12 protein-coding genes and 1 pseudogene are annotated in these 15,856 nt (G+C 65.7%); 5 read left to right on the forward strand and 8 right to left on the reverse strand.

Translation table 11 applies throughout. The features are described from left to right. Positions 1 to 55: 55 nt before the first annotated feature. Complete coding sequence (locus ACQPYR_RS35255) at positions 56 to 589, forward strand: hypothetical protein (protein ID WP_433623307.1); 534 nt, start codon at positions 56 to 58, stop codon at positions 587 to 589. Positions 590 to 652: 63 nt separating this feature from the next. Here the strand turns inward: ACQPYR_RS35255 and ACQPYR_RS35260 are convergent, their stop codons facing one another. Both ACQPYR_RS35260 and mihF read right to left on the reverse strand, forming a co-directional pair. Beyond that, the gene (locus ACQPYR_RS35260) at positions 653 to 1,036 is read right to left on the reverse strand and encodes an NUDIX hydrolase (protein WP_433623309.1); all 384 of its coding nucleotides are present in this window, start codon (positions 1,034 to 1,036) and stop codon (positions 653 to 655) included. Positions 1,037 to 1,115: 79 nt separating this feature from the next. Next, on the reverse strand, positions 1,116 to 1,430 hold the full coding sequence (mihF, locus tag ACQPYR_RS35265) for an integration host factor, actinobacterial type (RefSeq protein ID WP_040687687.1): 315 nt from the start codon (positions 1,428 to 1,430) through the stop codon (positions 1,116 to 1,118). A gap of 549 nt (positions 1,431 to 1,979) precedes the next feature. Here mihF and ACQPYR_RS35270 point away from each other — a divergent pair. After that, positions 1,980 to 2,357 (forward strand): nuclear transport factor 2 family protein, encoded by a 378-nt coding sequence (locus ACQPYR_RS35270; protein ID WP_433623311.1) that lies wholly within the window; start codon positions 1,980 to 1,982, stop codon positions 2,355 to 2,357. Positions 2,358 to 2,417: 60 nt separating this feature from the next. On the opposite strand, the gene ACQPYR_RS35275 is transcribed toward ACQPYR_RS35270, so the two are convergent. From ACQPYR_RS35275 to ACQPYR_RS35300, 6 genes are all read right to left on the reverse strand, one after another. Next, positions 2,418 to 2,756: an STAS domain-containing protein gene (locus ACQPYR_RS35275; RefSeq protein WP_433623313.1), complete on the reverse strand. Its 339-nt coding sequence runs from the start codon at positions 2,754 to 2,756 to the stop codon at positions 2,418 to 2,420. A gap of 408 nt (positions 2,757 to 3,164) precedes the next feature. Beyond that, on the reverse strand, positions 3,165 to 4,445 hold the full coding sequence (gene clpX / locus ACQPYR_RS35280; protein ID WP_063044679.1) for an ATP-dependent Clp protease ATP-binding subunit ClpX: 1,281 nt from the start codon (positions 4,443 to 4,445) through the stop codon (positions 3,165 to 3,167). Positions 4,446 to 4,873: 428 nt separating this feature from the next. After that, positions 4,874 to 5,542 (reverse strand): ATP-dependent Clp protease proteolytic subunit, encoded by a 669-nt coding sequence (locus ACQPYR_RS35285; RefSeq protein WP_063044696.1) that lies wholly within the window; start codon positions 5,540 to 5,542, stop codon positions 4,874 to 4,876. 47 nt (positions 5,543 to 5,589) lie between these two features. Then, positions 5,590 to 6,198, reverse strand: a complete 609-nt coding sequence (locus tag ACQPYR_RS35290; protein WP_084509095.1) for an ATP-dependent Clp protease proteolytic subunit — start codon at positions 6,196 to 6,198, stop codon at positions 5,590 to 5,592. Between the two features lie 258 nt (positions 6,199 to 6,456). Then, complete coding sequence (gene tig, locus ACQPYR_RS35295) at positions 6,457 to 7,830, reverse strand: trigger factor (RefSeq protein ID WP_433623315.1); 1,374 nt, start codon at positions 7,828 to 7,830, stop codon at positions 6,457 to 6,459. A 168-nt stretch (positions 7,831 to 7,998) separates the two neighbouring features. After that, complete coding sequence (locus ACQPYR_RS35300; RefSeq protein WP_433623317.1) at positions 7,999 to 8,589, reverse strand: FKBP-type peptidyl-prolyl cis-trans isomerase; 591 nt, start codon at positions 8,587 to 8,589, stop codon at positions 7,999 to 8,001. 270 nt (positions 8,590 to 8,859) lie between these two features. Between ACQPYR_RS35300 and ACQPYR_RS35305 the strand changes: the two genes are divergently transcribed. From ACQPYR_RS35305 to ACQPYR_RS35315, 3 genes and pseudogenes are all read left to right on the forward strand, one after another. Next, positions 8,860 to 11,328, forward strand: coding sequence for a phosphoketolase family protein (locus tag ACQPYR_RS35305; protein WP_433623319.1), 2,469 nt, complete (start codon positions 8,860 to 8,862; stop codon positions 11,326 to 11,328). Positions 11,329 to 11,382: 54 nt separating this feature from the next. Then, positions 11,383 to 13,077: a 3' terminal RNA ribose 2'-O-methyltransferase Hen1 gene (locus tag ACQPYR_RS35310; RefSeq protein ID WP_433623321.1), complete on the forward strand. Its 1,695-nt coding sequence runs from the start codon at positions 11,383 to 11,385 to the stop codon at positions 13,075 to 13,077. Further along, positions 13,077 to 15,646, forward strand: a pseudogene (locus tag ACQPYR_RS35315) (polynucleotide kinase-phosphatase). The gene ACQPYR_RS35310 and the pseudogene ACQPYR_RS35315 overlap by 1 nt, the downstream one beginning before the upstream one ends. The last annotated feature ends 210 nt before the right edge of the window (positions 15,647 to 15,856 follow it).

Here is a 15,856-nt window from a genome sequence, read left to right on the forward strand (position 1 = left end):
TCCGACTTACGGTTGCAGCACCAGATCCCTGGTTCGGCGATGAACGGAGAGACCGATGCGGATCACGGTAGATGGCAAATCCGGCGGGCTACGCGTGCGGATGCGGTTCGAACAGCAGCGCAATCGCTGGCTCGCGGTGCGAATCATGTTGGGGGTACTGGCGTTTCAGGGCGCAGTCGTCGGGCTGTGGGCGGTCTTGGCACCGCACTCCTGGTACACCAGCTTTCCCGGCTTCGGCATGCAGTGGATCTCCGCGGACGGCCCGTACAACCACCATCTGGCCTCCGATGTCGGCTCGTTCTTCTTGGCGCTGACCGCGGTGACTCTGGCCGCGCTATTCCTCGGCGGCAGCGCACTCGCCCAGGTCGCGGGCCTGGGCTGGCTGGTCTTCGGCCTTCCGCACCTGATCTATCACGCCTTCCACAAACCCGCCGATATGGGCGGGGCCAGTTTCACCGTCAGCGTCATCGGTGCGGCGCTGATCGTCGCGCTCGGTCTGGCCCTGATCCTGGTCACCCCGCGCGGGCCACAGCTGCGCGATCCCGCCCCGATCACCTTCCAGCGCCCCCGCCGCCGTACGAACCGCTAGACCGCCGAAACAGTAACGCCCCACAGCGCATGCTGTGGGGCGTTCTCCGTGCGAAGTGGGCGTTCAGGACGCGTGCCAACCTCCGACCTCGGTCAAATGGTCGAGGGCCTGCACAACGGCCGGCGCACACAGGTGTCCGTCGTCCGGTCCGAGCCACGCCATTTCGGCGATCTCCGCCGCCGGAGCCGGCGCGCCGTGACCGGGTGCGCGGAAGCAGTGCATCTCGACCAGCGTTCCGGGACGCCCGTGGGCGGGGGCAGTAATCGTAACCACGGGCGTGATCCGGTGCGCCTCCAATTCGACGCCGACTTCCTCGCGAACCTCCCGAACAAGCGCTCCCGCCAGGGTTTCTCCGGGCTCGGGCTTGCCGCCCGGCAGATAGAAGGCGTCGCGTCCCTCGGTCCGGACCGCGAGTAAGCGGCCGTTCTCGACACACAGCCACGCCACCGACGTAAGCATTCGTTCCCTGATCACGGTCCGACTGACCCTTTCGAGCGACCTGCAAGCAATCGCTACGGACGACGTGTCAATCCTTCAACGCTTCGAGCAACGCCGCACGCTGGCGGGCGCCGAGTCCACCGATGCGGCGGTCCTCGGGAATCTCCGCCTGGTCCATCAGCTTGGCCGCCTTGACCGGTCCGACACCGGGCAGCGCCTTGATCACGGCAGCGACCTTGGTCTTCTTGACCAGGTCATCGCTGTCCGCCTTCTTCAACAGGTCGGCGACCGAAACCTTGCCGGCCTTCACCTTGCCGATCAGTTCGGAGCGCGCCTTGCGGACCGCAGCCGCCTTGGCCAACGCCTCAGTGCGCTGTTCCGCGGTCATGGTAGGCAGTGCCATGTCTCCTCCGCTTTCACTCGTCACTCGAACATCTGGTTGACCGGACCGAGTAAACAGCACGACGAGCACCACACAAGCTCGACACACCGGGTTCGAGCAGCGAGAAATAGCGACGAATTTTCTGAAACACCCCGCCCCACCGGGCTGAAGATCCATGCGGACCAGGCGAAAAGGACAAAAGGAATCCAAAGCTGCGGCGGCGGTAACACACGGAGGGTTTCTGGCGACACCAAAAGCAGACGCACAAGTGCGGGACAGAAGGTTCAACGACGAACCAGGGAGTCAACGGCGACTCCGAGCCCGGGCGCGATCGGGCGGCACAGTGATGTGACAAGCGGTCGTCACCGTATCCAGAAGCACTAGCGCGCCAACAAGATAGCCGAGGGGGCGAGGATCGGCCCGTTCGGTGCGCAATACAGTTCGACGAGTGCTGGCGCGGGGGGCATCTGCGCCAGTACGTCCGCCCAGCCAACGGGATTCCATGTCACGTGATCACCGGACACTGCTACGCTCCGAATTAGAACACGTTTCAATTCGTGAGAGGTTTCCATGGCAGCCAAGATCCGCGATGTGATCGAGCAGTACGTGAAGTTGGTCGGTTCCGGCCCGACCGAGGCGATCGTCGACCTCTACGCACCCGATGCGGTGGTGGAGGACCCGATCGGCACCGAACCCAAGCGCGGGCACGACGCCATTCGCGAGTTCTACGAGGTGCTCGGAAACCTCGATCGGGAAACCGAGCTGCACACGGATTCGGTTCGAATCGCAGGCAACCACGCCGCCTTCATGTTCACCCTCGTCACCAAATTCGGCGATCAGCGCTTCACCCTCTCACCCATCGATGCGATGGACTTCGACGACGAGGGCAAGATCGTTGCCATGCGCGCCTACTGGAGCCAGGACGATATGCGCAACGAAGCGCCCTGAGTCCACCCAGAACGTGGGTGCGGCAGTCGAATTCGACTGCCGCACCCACGTTCTCGATTGTCAGGCGCTCGCGCGAGCCAACTCGAGCGGTTTCGGCCGCGCGACCGCGGCGAGGCTCGGGATGACATCGAAGACCGCGGCATGACCCGCGACCTCGAGTAGCCGATCCACGCAGCGCGGGCCCGTGATCAACTGGAGTCGACGGCCGCTGTGGCCGAACCAGGATCGGGCCTCCATCAACACCCGCAGCCCGGCGACGCCGAAGAACGTCACCTGCGATAGGTCGATTACCACCACCGCGCCCGCCGTCGGCAGTGCCTCCAGCAGAGACTGCCGAAGGACATCGGCCGTCAGGTAGTCCATCTCGCCGCCGACGGCACACAAGGTGACCGAATCCACCGGCGGCGACACGACTACGCACAGACGATCGGCGGACCGCTTCGGTCCGGATCCGTCCGCGGCAGCAGCGATACGTTGATCTGAGGAAACTAGAACTGTCGACATGAGGACCTCGGTCCGTCGCATCCGCCGGAGAAACCTTGTCGGCGGGAACTTTTCGCCCTGATCATCCAAAGACCAGGACTAGGCTGGTTACTCAACCGTGACCTAGGAGTACCCCAACCGGCAGGCCGATACACATCGAATTAGTCCGAACGTGATCGCCGCAACATCGCGAGATATTTGCGCTGGTATGTACGCATATCGACGGTGCCGCTGAGGATCGCGGCGGCATCCAGCAGCGTGCCCGGGCCAGCCGGAAGCAACCGAGGTTGCGGTTGCATTCGTCTGACCCGGTCCCCGTAACTACTATGCCGACTTCTCCCGGCGCTCGGCGCGCTGCGCCTTGCGCGGCACGATGGTCGGCAGCACATTGTCGTTGACGGTGTCGGCGTTCACGACCACCTTGGCGACGTCGTCGCGGCTGGGGATGTCGAACATCGCCAACTGCAGGACCTCCTCCATGATGGCGCGCAGACCACGAGCGCCGGTGCCGCGCAGGATCGCCTGATCAGCGATCGCCTCCAGCGCGTCATCGGTGAACTCCAGGTCCACGCCGTCCATCTCGAACAGCCGCACGTACTGCTTCACCAGTGCGTTCTTCGGCTCGGAGAGGATCTTGACCAACGAGTCCTTGTCCAGGTTCGTCACCGAGGCGACGACCGGGAGGCGGCCGATGAATTCCGGGATCAGACCGAATTTGATCAGATCCTCCGGCATCACCTCGGCGAAGTGATCATCGGTATCGATCTCCGCCTTGGACCGCACCTCGGCGCCGAAGCCGATGCCGCGGTGTCCGGTGCGATCGGAGATGATCTTCTCCAGCCCCGCGAACGCACCCGCAACGATGAAAAGCACGTTGGTGGTGTCGATCTGGATGAATTCCTGGTGCGGATGCTTGCGCCCGCCCTGCGGCGGCACACTCGCCTGCGTACCCTCCAGGATCTTCAGCAGCGCCTGCTGCACGCCCTCACCGGAGACATCGCGGGTGATCGACGGGTTCTCGCTCTTGCGGGCGATCTTGTCGACCTCATCGATGTAGATGATCCCGGTCTCGGCTCGTTTGACGTCGTAATCCGCGGCCTGGATCAGCTTCAGCAGGATGTTCTCGACATCCTCACCGACATATCCGGCCTCGGTCAGCGCCGTCGCGTCGGCGATGGCGAACGGGACATTGAGCATCTTGGCCAGCGTCTGGGCCAGATAGGTCTTACCGCAGCCGGTGGGACCGAGCATGAGGATATTGGACTTGGCCAGTTCGACAGTCTCGCCGCGGCTGTCGCGACCCTTGTCGCCCGCCTGGATGCGCTTGTAGTGGTTGTAGACGGCCACCGCGAGGGTGCGCTTGGCGGTGTCCTGCCCGATCACGTAGTTCTCCAGGAAATCCCGGATCTCGGCAGGTTTGGGCAGCTCATCGAGTTTGACCTCGCTGGACTCGGCCAGCTCTTCCTCGATGATCTCGTTGCATAGATCGATGCACTCGTCGCAGATGTACACCCCTGGTCCCGCAATGAGCTTCTTGACCTGCTTCTGGCTCTTTCCGCAGAACGAGCACTTCAGCAGATCGCCGCCATCTCCGATGCGCGCCATCTCGTGGGTCCCTACTTCCTTGTCCGCGTGCAACCGTCTATCCAGGTTGCCAGCAATCCGCCACCCTCGGGTGTAATCACGAACACCTCGAGCGATTCCGACGGTTCGAGCACTGCCGTCAACCGGGAGCAAAGGTCCCTAGGTCGACCGTACCCGGTGTGTGCGACGGAGGTCGACAACTCGAGCATGTTTCTCACGGGGGTCGTCCGAGTTCTCACCACTATGGAACACGTTCACCCCGATCGACGGCCATCCGACACTCCTGGCCGCCCGCCTCGGAAACCCTTCCGCCCGACACCCTTCCGGCCGGTCGGCTTCCCTGAAGCAGTCCGGCCGGGGCACATGCCGAGCGGCATGTGGCCCGGCCGGATTTTCCTGACATAGAGCAACTTACGAGCGATCGGCGCGCCGCGTCCGGCGCGTCCGCCCTACTTCTGAGCGCTGAGCTTGCGGTAATCGAAGACCGTGTCGATGATCCCGTATTCCTTGGCGTCCTCGGCCGTCAGGATCTTGTCGCGGTCGGTGTCCTTGCGGATGGTGTCCGCATCCTTACCGGTGTGGCGCGCCAGCGTGGTCTCCATCAGGCGACGCATGCGCTCGATTTCGGCGGCCTGGATCTCCAGGTCCGAAACCTGCCCCTGGATGCCACCCTCCAGCGACGGCTGGTGGATCAGCACGCGGGCGTTGGGCAGGCAGGCGCGCTTGCCGGGGGTACCGGCCGCGAGCAGCACGGCCGCGGCGGAAGCGGCCTGGCCCAGGCAGACGGTGGCCACATCGGCGCGCACGTACTGCATGGTGTCGTAGATCGCCATCAGCGAGGTGAACGAACCACCGGGCGAGTTGATGTACATGGTGATGTCGCGATCGGGATCCAGCGACTCGAGCACCAGCAGCTGCGCCATGATGTCGTTGGCCGAGGCGTCGTCGACCTGCACGCCGAGGAAGATGATGCGCTCCTCGAACAGCTTGTTGTACGGGTTGGACTCCTTGACACCGAAGCTCGAGTGCTCGATGAACGAAGGCAGGATGTAGCGCGACTGCGGGCTCGCCGGGGCGGTGCCGCCGAGGCCGGCGCGCGGGTCGAACAGATTGGCCATCTTCGTCTCCAAAGTCGTTGAGGGGGAACGGGGCAGCTCGGCAGTTGCTAGTTACCCGCGCCGTTCGCCTGCGCCGCATGGGTGATCACGCGGTCGATGAAGCCGTACTCGAGGGCCTGCTGCGCGGTGAACCAGCGGTCACGGTCGGCGTCGATGGTGACCTGCTCGATCGGCTTGCCGGTGTGCAGCGACTGCAGCTCGTTGAGCTCACGCTTGGTGTGCGCGAACTGCTCGGCCATGATCGCGATATCGGCCGCGGAACCACCGATACCCGCCGACGGCTGGTGCATCATGATGCGCGCATGCGGCAGGGCGTACCGCTTGCCCTTGGTACCTGCGGTGAGCAGGAACTGACCCATCGATGCGGCCAAGCCCATACCGTATGTGGCGATATCGCACTCGGCAAACTGCATGGTGTCGTAGATGGCCATACCCGCGGTCACCGAACCACCGGGCGAGTTGATGTAGAGCGCGATGTCGCGGGTGGGGTCCTCCGCCGTGAGCAGCAGGATCTGCGCGCACAGTTTGTTGGCGATGTCGTCGTCGACCTGAGTGCCGAGGAAGATGATGCGCTCACGCAGCAGGCGCTCGTACACCGAATCACTGAGGTTCAGACCAGCAGTCGCGGATGTCATGACGACCCCTGCCTTGTTCATTGTCACGGATACCTGCCTTCTCTTACCGGCTCGTTGCTGATACCGAACAGCCATCTCTGGTTCGCTTGTCACAAACATTAACGAAGCCGGGCGGCACCGAACTCCCGGTACCGCCCGTCTTCGCTCACAGCGCAATCTCGCTGACGCTCGATTGCACTGTGCGCGAGAGCGCACTGTGCTTTTGGTTCACTCGCTACGCTCGCTCACAGCGCAATCACCAAACCACATACGTCCAGATCACGCTGCTCCTCCATGGAATTATTCGGCGCTCGCGGCGGTGGTCTCTTCGGCGCCTTCCGGCTCGGAACCCTCAGGGGCGCCGAACATTTCGGCGGTGTCCACGGCGTTGCCGTCGGAGTCGGTGACCTTCACCTTGCCGACCACACCGGCCAGCGCCTTACCGCGACGCACGTCCGCGAAGACCGCGCCGAGCTGGCCCGCCTGCTGCACCTGCTGGATGAATTGCTCGGGCGAGAGGCCGTAGCGCTGCGCCTGGAACAGGATCCGCTCGGTGAGCTCCTCCTGGCCGACCTGGGTGTTGTCCGCCTCGGCGATGGCGTCCAGCAGCAGCTGGGTCTTCACCGACTTCTCGGCGGACTCCTTGGTGTCCTTGTCGAATTCCTCGCGGCTGGAACCCTGGGCCTCGAGTGCCTCGGCGAGCTTGGCTTCGTCGTGGTCGAAGCCGTGCACGGCATCGTGCACCACGGCGTCGATCTCGGCCTGCACGACCGCCTCCGGCAACGGCACCTCGACCTGCTCGAGCAGGGTCTCGAGCACCTTGTCGCGGATCTGACCGGCCTGCTCGACCTTCTTGACGCGCTCGACCCGGTTGCGCAGGTCTTCCTTCAGCTCGTCGAGGGTGTCGAATTCGCTGGCCAGCTGGGCGAAGTCGTCATCGGCCTCGGGCAGCTCGCGCTCCTTGACCGAGCGCACGGTGACGGTGATGACCGCCTCCTTGCCCGCGTGCTCACCGGCGACCAGGGTCGAGGTGAACTCCTTGGACTCGTCGACCGAAAGCCCGTTGAGCGCCTCGTCCAGGCCCTCGATCAGCTGACCGGAGCCGACCTCGTGGGACAGGCCGGTGGTGGCCGCCTCCGGCACGTCCTCGCCGTCGACGGTGGCCGACAGATCGATGGAGACGAAGTCGCCGTCCTGGACCGGACGCTCGACCCCGGTCAGGGTGCCGAAGCGCTGGCGCAGCGACTGCAGCTGCTCCTCGATGTCCTCGTCACCGATGGTGAACGAGTCGACGGTCACCTCGATGCCGTCGTAGGCGGGCAGGGCGATCTCCGGGCGCACGTCGACCTCGGCCGTGAACGCCAGCTCCTGGCCGTCCTCGATCTTGGTGATCTCGATCTCGGGCTGGCCGATGACCTTGACCTCGGAGGTGGTGACGGCCTCGCTGTAGCGGCCGGGCAGCACGTCGTTGACGACCTGCTCGAGGATCGCGCCGCGGCCCAGGCGGGCCTCGATGAGCTTGGCCGGGGCCTTGCCCGGACGGAAGCCGGGGATGCGGACCTGGTTGGCCAGCGCCTTGTAGGCCTTGTCGAAGTCCGGCTTCAGCTCCTCGAAAGGCACCTCGACGTTGATCCGGACCCGGGTCGGGCTCAGCTGCTCGACGGTGCTCTTCACGGACATGCTCCTTGTTCGTTGGTTCTGGTCGACTTGCTTGTGGCCGACTTGCTGGGGGTAATCACGAGCGAAATCGCCGCACGGCTCAACGTGCGTATCTCGACCAGGTTAGTTGACCCGTCGCGGCGGGCTGCAGGCAGCACCACCGCCGCGGACTGCGTGTTGCGATTACTTGCCGACGCCGACCGCGTCGGTGACGAAGACCAGCGTTTCGTTGGGCTTGATACCGTTGCCGCCCGCGCCGTACCCGAGGTTCGGCGGGATGATCAGCAGCCGCCGCGCGCCCGCCTGCACGCCGACCAGCCCCTGCTCCCAACCCGGAATGACCTGTCCGGCACCGAGCGTGAGCTGGAAGGGCTTGCCGCGGTCGAACGAGCTGTCCAGCTTCTTCTTATCCGACCAGGTGATCAGCGTGTAGTTCATGGTGAGCGGCTGACCTGCGACCGCACCGGGACCGCTGCCCGGAACGAGATCCTTGACCAGGAGCTGGGTCGGCGGGGTGCAGGTGTCCGGGATGGTGATCTTCGGCGTGGCACCGAAGCCGCCGACCACCACGATGTCGTCGGCGGTGCATTCGGCGCCGGTGTTCTGCGCGGGCAGCTGACCGAAGGTGGGCTGCGCCGATGCCGCTGCGGCCGATGACGTGGCGGCAGAGGTGGTGGCGGACGCGCCCTTGTCATCGTCCGAGCCACAGGCGGCCAGCGCGAATGTCGCCGCGGCGATGGTGCCGATACCGATGATCCTGCGCAGTGTTTGCATGCGGCGGACCATAATCCACCGCGACTCGCTCGGCCCAACCACCCGCCGATAGCGCGACGACGGATGGCATCGGATCGGGTGACCTCCGGACCAGACGGACCTTCGCGGACGCGAGACCGTGAGAACCGATCGGCGCGCGCCCACGTAGGTAGGCTGGCTGTGAATTCTCCATCCGGCGTTGTCAATCGACGTCGGCAACCGCGCAGGACCCGGTAACCGGCGGTCCCTCCAGGTGCCGCCGCTGATGCCCGAGTGTGAGGAGAGTCGAGCATGACCCAGGTAGCCAGCGCCGGGGGCGATACCTCGGCCGACAATGTCGAAAGCAGCGTCGGCGCGACCGTCGCACCCCGGCCGTATCGGCTCGCGGAGGCGCCGGGCCCGCTCGATCGCGCCGAACTGGAATCGCTCGACGCGTGGTGGCGGGCCGCGAATTATCTGGCGGTGGGCCAGATCTATCTGATGAGCAATCCACTGTTGCGCGAACCGCTGCGGGCCGACCACATCAAGCCGCGGTTGCTCGGACATTTCGGCACCGTGCCCGGCCTGAATCTGGTCTGGGTGCACGCCAATCGGGCGATTCGGCAGCGAGATCTCGATGCGGTCTTCGTCGCCGGACCAGGACACGGCGGACCGGGGCCGAATGCCTGTGCGTGGCTGGAGGGAACGTACTCCGAGCTGTACAGCCATGTGCCGCAGGACGAGACCGGGATGGGCGCGCTGTTCGCCCAGTTCTCCTTCCCCGGCGGGGTGCCGAGTCACTGTGCGCCGGAGACGCCCGGTTCCTTCCACGAGGGCGGTGAGCTGGGCTATTCACTGCTGCACGCGTTCGGGGCGGCGCTGGACAATCCGGATCTGACGGTGTTCTGCGTGGTCGGCGACGGTGAGGCGGAGACCGGGCCGCTGGCCACCAGCTGGCATGCCGGTAAATTCCTCAACCCGGCGCGCGACGGTGCGGTGCTGCCGATTCTCGCGTTGAATCAGTACAAGATCGCCAATCCGACCATCCTGGCGCGCATTTCGGAATCGGAATTGCTGATGCTGATGCGCGGATACGGCTATGAGCCGATCGTCGTCGCGGGCAGCGATCCCGCGAACGTGCACCAGGAAATGGCCATTGCTGTCGACACCGCGCTGGATCGCATCGCGGAGATTCAGCGGACCGCACGCGCGGGAACCGATGGGGCGCGCCCGAGTTGGCCGATGATCGTGCTGCGCACACCGAAGGGATGGACCTGCCCGCCGGTGGTCGACGGCGATCCGGTCGAGGGCACCTTCCGAGCACATCAGGTGCCGCTCGCGGCCGCGCGTACCGATGACGGACACCGGGCGGTGCTCGAACAGTGGTTGCGGTCCTACCAGCCGGAGGAGCTCTTCGATGAGTCGGGCAGGCCGCTAGCGGCGCTGGTCGACCTGGCGCCCGATGGCAATCGGCGGATGAGCGCGAATCCAATTGCCAATGGGGGCATGCTTGTTCGGGATCTGCGGCTGCCCGATTGGCGGTCCTACGGCGTCGAGGTGCGTGAGCCGGGCGCGACACAGCACGAGGCGACCCGGGTGCTCGGCGCGTGGCTGCGCGATGTCACCGCGCGCAATGCGGACAACTTCCTGACCTTCGCCCCCGACGAATTGGCGAGCAATCGGCTGCAGGACATTCTGCAGGTCACCGGTCGTAACTGGCAGGCCGAAATCGGCGAATTCGATGTGGATCTCGACCGCACCGGACGGGTGATCGAGGTGCTGTCCGAGCATATGTGCCAGGGGCTGCTCGAGGGATATCTGCTGACCGGCAGGCACGGGGTGTTCACCTGCTACGAGGCCTTCATCCACATCGTCGACGCGATGTTCAATCAGCACGCCAAATGGCTGGACGCGAGTGCGGCGGTGCCGTGGCGGCGACCCATCGCGAGCCTGAATTACCTGCTGTCATCACATGTTTGGCGACAGGACCACAATGGCTTCACCCATCAGGATCCCGGCTTCCTCGATGTCGTGCTGAACAAGAAGCCATCGATCGTGCGGGTGTATCTGCCACCGGACGCGAATACGCTGCTGTCGACCTACGATCACTGTCTGCGTTCACGGCATTACGTCAATGTGGTGGTCGCCGGGAAACAGCCGCAGGCGGACTGGCTTTCGGTTTCCGATGCCGCGGTGCACTGCGCGCGCGGTGCCGGAATCTGGGGCTGGGCCGGACAGAACGACGATCTCGGCACCACGCCCGATGTCGTACTCGCCTGCGCCGGAGATGTGCCGACGCTGGAAACGCTCGCGGCGGCGGCGATTCTGCGTGCACGGCTGCCGGAACTGCGGATGCGAGTGGTGAATGTGGTCGACCTGATGCGGCTGCAACCATCGGACGAACATCCACATGGCCTGTCCGATAGCGAGTTCGACACACTGTTCACCCGGGACCGGCCGGTGATCTTCGCATTCCACGGGTACCCGTGGCTGATCCACCGACTCACCTACCAGCGCACCAACCACAGCGAGTTGCACGTGCGCGGATACAAGGAAAAAGGCACCACCACAACACCTTTCGATATGGTGATGCTCAACGATCTGGACCGGTACCACTTGGTCATGGACGTGATCGACCGGGTGCCGACCTTGCGGGAGAAGGCGGCGGGACTGCGACAGGAGATGGTCGACGCCCGCTGGAAGGCCCGCGCCTGGACTCGCGAACACGGCGAGGACATTCCTGCGGTCGCCGACTGGACCTGGCCGAACCTCAGTCTCTGATAAGCCTCGCGAAACTTCCTTGCGTGCGGTGTGCGGCTCGGCGACGATCGCAAGATGCTGTTGACGATCACCTGCACACCGCCGGAGGGCGCGGCTTGGCCCGCGACCGATCTGGGCTTCTTGCTGCACAAGAACCCGGACCGGGTGCAGGCGTTCGAGCAGTCCTATGGCACCGCGCATGTGGTGTACCCGGAGGCGACCGCGGCTCGGTGTACGGCAGCGCTGTTGTTGGAGGTGGATCCGATTCGGTTGGTGCGCGGGCGATCGCGCAGCACACCGGATTTCAGCCTCGGGCAGTATGTCAACGATCGGCCGTATGCCGCCTCGTCGCTGCTGTCGGTGGCACTCGGCACGGTATTCCGCACGGCACTGCACGGACGTTGCGATCAGCGGCCCGAGTTGGCGCAGACGGCACTGCCCTTGCGGATCGTGTTGCCCGCGGTGCCGTGCAAGGGCGGACCGGAGGCGGCCGAGCGGGTCTTCGCACCGCTGGGCTGGACCGTGCTCGCCGAACCGCTCCCCCTCGATCCGGCCTTCCCGGAGTGGGGCGATTCGCATTATGTGCGACTGGAACTCGCCGGAACCATCCGCCTTGCCGACGCCCTCGCGCACCTGTATGTCCTGCTGCCGGTGCTCGACGGGGCCAAGCACTACTGGCTGGCCGCCGACGAGGTCGACAAGCTCATTCGCGCGGGGGCCGGCTGGCTGGCCGAGCATCCGGAGCGGGGCTGGATCACGCGACGCTACCTGGCGCGACGTCAGTCGCTGGTACGGACGGCGCTGGCGCGGCTGGCCGAGGTGGACGATGCGGAGGCCGAGGAGCTCGATGCCGTCGAGGAGGGGGTCGACGAGGCGCTGGAAGCGACTGACGGAGCGGCTGTCGCAGCCGGTTCGCCGGGCAGTGGACCCAAGGCCGTGGGCAATAGCGCCGGAGCAGGTGTACCGGCAGCGACCCGGTCGACCGAGATCTCGGCGGCAGAGGCCGCACCCACAGAGGTCACGTCCTCGGAAGCCACGACCGCTGAACCCACGGCCGCAGAGGCCACGGAGTCGGAAGCCATGTCGGCGCAGGCAACGGCTGCGGAGCCGGCGGCGACCGAGGGCGAAGAGCGGGCACCGTCGTTGGCGGTCATGCGAAGGGCGGCGGTGCTGGCCGCGCTGCGGGGCGTCGGGGCGCATCGGGTGCTCGATCTCGGCTGCGGCGAGGGGGCATTGTTGCGGGAACTACTGGCCGACAAGGCTTTTACCGAAGTTGTCGGCGTCGACGTATCGATGCGCGCCTTGAACGTCACCAAGCGGCGGTTGCGGCTGGATCGGATGCCGGAGCGAGTGGCGCAGCGTTTGACATTGCTGCAGGGTGCGTTGACGTATACCGATGCGCGGCTGCGCGGATACGACGCTGCCGTGCTGATGGAGGTTGTCGAGCACGTCGACGAGCCGCGGTTGGGTGCGCTCGAATACTCGGTATTCGGCTCGGCCGCACCGGGGTCCGTAGTAGTGACGACGCCGAATGCCGAGCACAATGTGGTGTACGAGACGCTGCCCGCCGGCAAATTCCGGCACTCCGATCACCGCTTCGAATGGACCCGTGCGGAATTCGCGGATTGGGCCTCTCGCGTGGCCGAACGGTATGGCTACACGGTGCGGTTCGCACCCGTCGGTGTCGAACATCCTGAATTCGGCCCACCCACGCAACTGGCCCTGTTCACCAAGGCCACAATCGACAGCAGTACGAGAGGAGCCGCGTGATGACCGAGCTATCCGTCCCCGAGCTCTCCCTCGTCGTGCTGATCGGCAGCACCGGCTCGGGTAAATCGACTTTCGCGCGCAAGCACTTTCGGCATACCACGATCGTCTCCTCGGATGCCTGTCGCGGCATTGTCAGCGATGACGAGAACGATCAGTCGTCGACGCCGGACGCTTTCGCACTGCTGCACCACATCGCCGGTGTCCGGCTGCGGCGCGGCCTGCGCACCGTTATCGACGCCACCAATGTGCAGCCCAAGGCGCGTCAGGAACTGATCGCGGTCGCGCGAGCGCACGACGTACTGCCGGTGGCGATCGTGCTCGACGTGTCCGATGACGTGTGCTTCGAACGCAATACGCAACGTCCCGATCGAGCGCACCTGGCCAGGCACGTGGTGTCCCGGCAGCAGCGCGAACTGCGCCGCGGCCTACGCGGTCTGGAACGCGAGGGCTTCCGGAAGGTGTACATACTGCGCGGCGTCGAGGAGATCGAGTCGGCGACCATTGTCGACGAAAAGGCCTGGAACGATAGGCGTGAACTCACCGGACCGTTCGATGTGATCGGCGACGTGCACGGCTGCCGCTCCGAATTGGAGACGCTGCTCGGCGAACTCGGCTACGACCTGGCGCGTGACGATGCCGGCCGGGCTGTCGGCGCGAGCCACCCGGCCGGGCGCACCGCGGTATTCGTCGGCGATCTGGTCGATCGCGGACCGGATACCCCGGGTGTGCTCCGACTCGTCATGGGGATGGTGGGCGCGGGAACGGCGCTGTGTGTCACCGGAAATCACGAGAACAAGCTGGTGCGCGCACTCGACGGCAAGAAGGTGCGTATCGCGCACGGCCTCGCGGAATCGCTGGCCCAGTTGGAGACCGAGGACGAGGATTTCCGCAAGGCGGCGCTGGACTTCTGCCGCGGACTGATCAGCCACTACGTGCTCGACGGCGGCCGCCTCGTGGTCGCGCACGCCGGGCTCAAGCAGGAGTACCACGGGCGTGCGTCGGGCCGGGTGCGCGCCTTCGCGATGTACGGCGAATCCACCGGTGAGACAGACGAATACGGTCTGCCGGTGCGTTATCCGTGGGCCGAGGATTACCGTGGCCGCGCCACCGTGCTGTACGGCCACACGCCGGTGACCGATCTGCGCTGGGTGAACAACACTCTCTGCCTGGACACCGGCGTCGTCTTCGGCGGCGAGCTCTCAGCCCTGCGCTATCCGGAGCGCGTGCCGGTTTCGGTTCCGGCCGAACGGGTTTGGTACGAGCCGGTGCGTCCGCTGCAGGCCACCACCATGGCGACGCCCGGCGGGGTAACGCACCGCGATCCCGGCGTGCTCGATCTCGACGATGTGATGGGCCGCCGGGTAGTGGAGACCCGCCAGCACGGCCGCGTCGGCGTGCAGGAGGAAACGCCGGGGCCGCATTGGAAGTGATGAGCCGCTTCGCCATCGATCCGCGCTGGCTGGTGTACCTGCCGCCGACCATGGCGCCGTGTGCGACCACGCAGCTGGACGGCCACCTCGAACATCCCGCCGAGGCCTTCGACTACTACCGGTCCGAGGGTGTGCGACGCGTGGTGTGCGAGGAGAAGCACATGGGCTCGCGCGCAATCGTCCTCGTGACGCGCTCGGCGCCGGCCGCGTCCGATCGGTTCGGCGTCGACGACGGCAGCACCGGTGCGCTCTACACCCGCACCGGGCGTCCGTTCTTCGACGACGCCGCGCGGACCGAGGAGTTGCTCGCCCGCGTGCGTGCCGCGGCCGAAACAGCCGGCCTGTTCGAGGAATTGAACACCGAATGGCTGCTGCTCGATGCCGAGCTGATGCCATGGTCGGCCAAAGCCGTCGGCCTGCTGCGCAATCAGTACGCCGCCGTCGGTGCGGCCGCCCGTGCCGCACTCGGCACCGCGACCGATCTGCTGACCGCTGTCGCCGCCCGTGGCTTGGACGTCACCGATCTCGCGGAACGCACGGCCGCACGCGAGACCGACGCGGCGGCCTTCACCACCGCATACGGCCGCTACTGCTGGCCGGTGGACGGCCTGGCCGGTCTACGGATCGCGCCGTTCCAGATCCTGGCCGGTGCGGGCATCAATTACGCGGTGCGCGACCATGATTGGCAGCTGTCGACGATCGACCAGCTGGTCGCCGCCGACGCAGGCCTGTTCGCCCCGACCGGCCGAAAGATCGTCGATCTGACCGATCCGGACAGCGAAGCCGCCGCCACCAGCTGGTGGACCGAGCTGACCACGGCGGGCGGCGAGGGCATGGTGGTGAAGCCGTACGAGGCGCTGGTCCGTAGCGAAGGTGACCACTTGGTCCAGCCGGCCGTGAAATGCCGCGGCCCCGAATACCTCCGGATCATCTATGGCCCGGAATACCTGCGCGATGACAACCTACGCAGGTTGCGCACCCGCGGTCTGGGCCGCAAGCGCTCGATGGCGCTGCGCGAGTACGCACTGGGCCTGGAAGCGCTGGACCGATTCGTCGCGGGCGAGCCGCTGTGGCGCGTGCACGAAGCGGTATTCGCTGTCCTCGCCCTCGAATCGGAGCCGGTCGACCCACGCCTGTGAAGGGTCACCCCCGCGGCCGGTACCTGGTCATGGCTCGACCACCCGGCCGTGGGCGGATCCTTCGATCAGCTCTACATAGGACCGGACTACATCGGCGACCGGAGTGCCCGCAGAACCGTCACGCCCGAGCGTAATCAGGGTCTCCGAGATCCAGCCCGGACTCACCGAGTTCAAGCGGATTCCGCGCGGCAGCTCGAGCGCCGCCGCGGG

Origin of the sequence: Nocardia sp. CA-120079, from assembly GCF_050955745.1 — a bacterium.
GTDB lineage: Bacteria > Actinomycetota > Actinomycetes > Mycobacteriales > Mycobacteriaceae > Nocardia.

What these genes read in the sequence shown, in the direction of transcription:
- ACQPYR_RS35310 (WP_433623321.1), top strand. Translation starts at nt 11,383, where the DNA reads ATGCTGTTGACGATCACCTGCACACCGCCGGAGGGCGCGGCTTGGCCC.
- ACQPYR_RS35305 (WP_433623319.1), top strand. Translation starts at nt 8,860, where the DNA reads ATGACCCAGGTAGCCAGCGCCGGGGGCGATACCTCGGCCGACAATGTC.
- mihF (WP_040687687.1), bottom strand. Translation starts at nt 1,430, where the DNA reads ATGGCACTGCCTACCATGACCGCGGAACAGCGCACTGAGGCGTTGGCC.
- clpX (WP_063044679.1), bottom strand. Translation starts at nt 4,445, where the DNA reads ATGGCGCGCATCGGAGATGGCGGCGATCTGCTGAAGTGCTCGTTCTGC.
- ACQPYR_RS35285 (WP_063044696.1), bottom strand. Translation starts at nt 5,542, where the DNA reads ATGGCCAATCTGTTCGACCCGCGCGCCGGCCTCGGCGGCACCGCCCCG.
- ACQPYR_RS35290 (WP_084509095.1), bottom strand. Translation starts at nt 6,198, where the DNA reads ATGAACAAGGCAGGGGTCGTCATGACATCCGCGACTGCTGGTCTGAAC.
- ACQPYR_RS35300 (WP_433623317.1), bottom strand. Translation starts at nt 8,589, where the DNA reads ATGCAAACACTGCGCAGGATCATCGGTATCGGCACCATCGCCGCGGCG.
- ACQPYR_RS35255 (WP_433623307.1), top strand. Translation starts at nt 56, where the DNA reads ATGCGGATCACGGTAGATGGCAAATCCGGCGGGCTACGCGTGCGGATG.
- ACQPYR_RS35270 (WP_433623311.1), top strand. Translation starts at nt 1,980, where the DNA reads ATGGCAGCCAAGATCCGCGATGTGATCGAGCAGTACGTGAAGTTGGTC.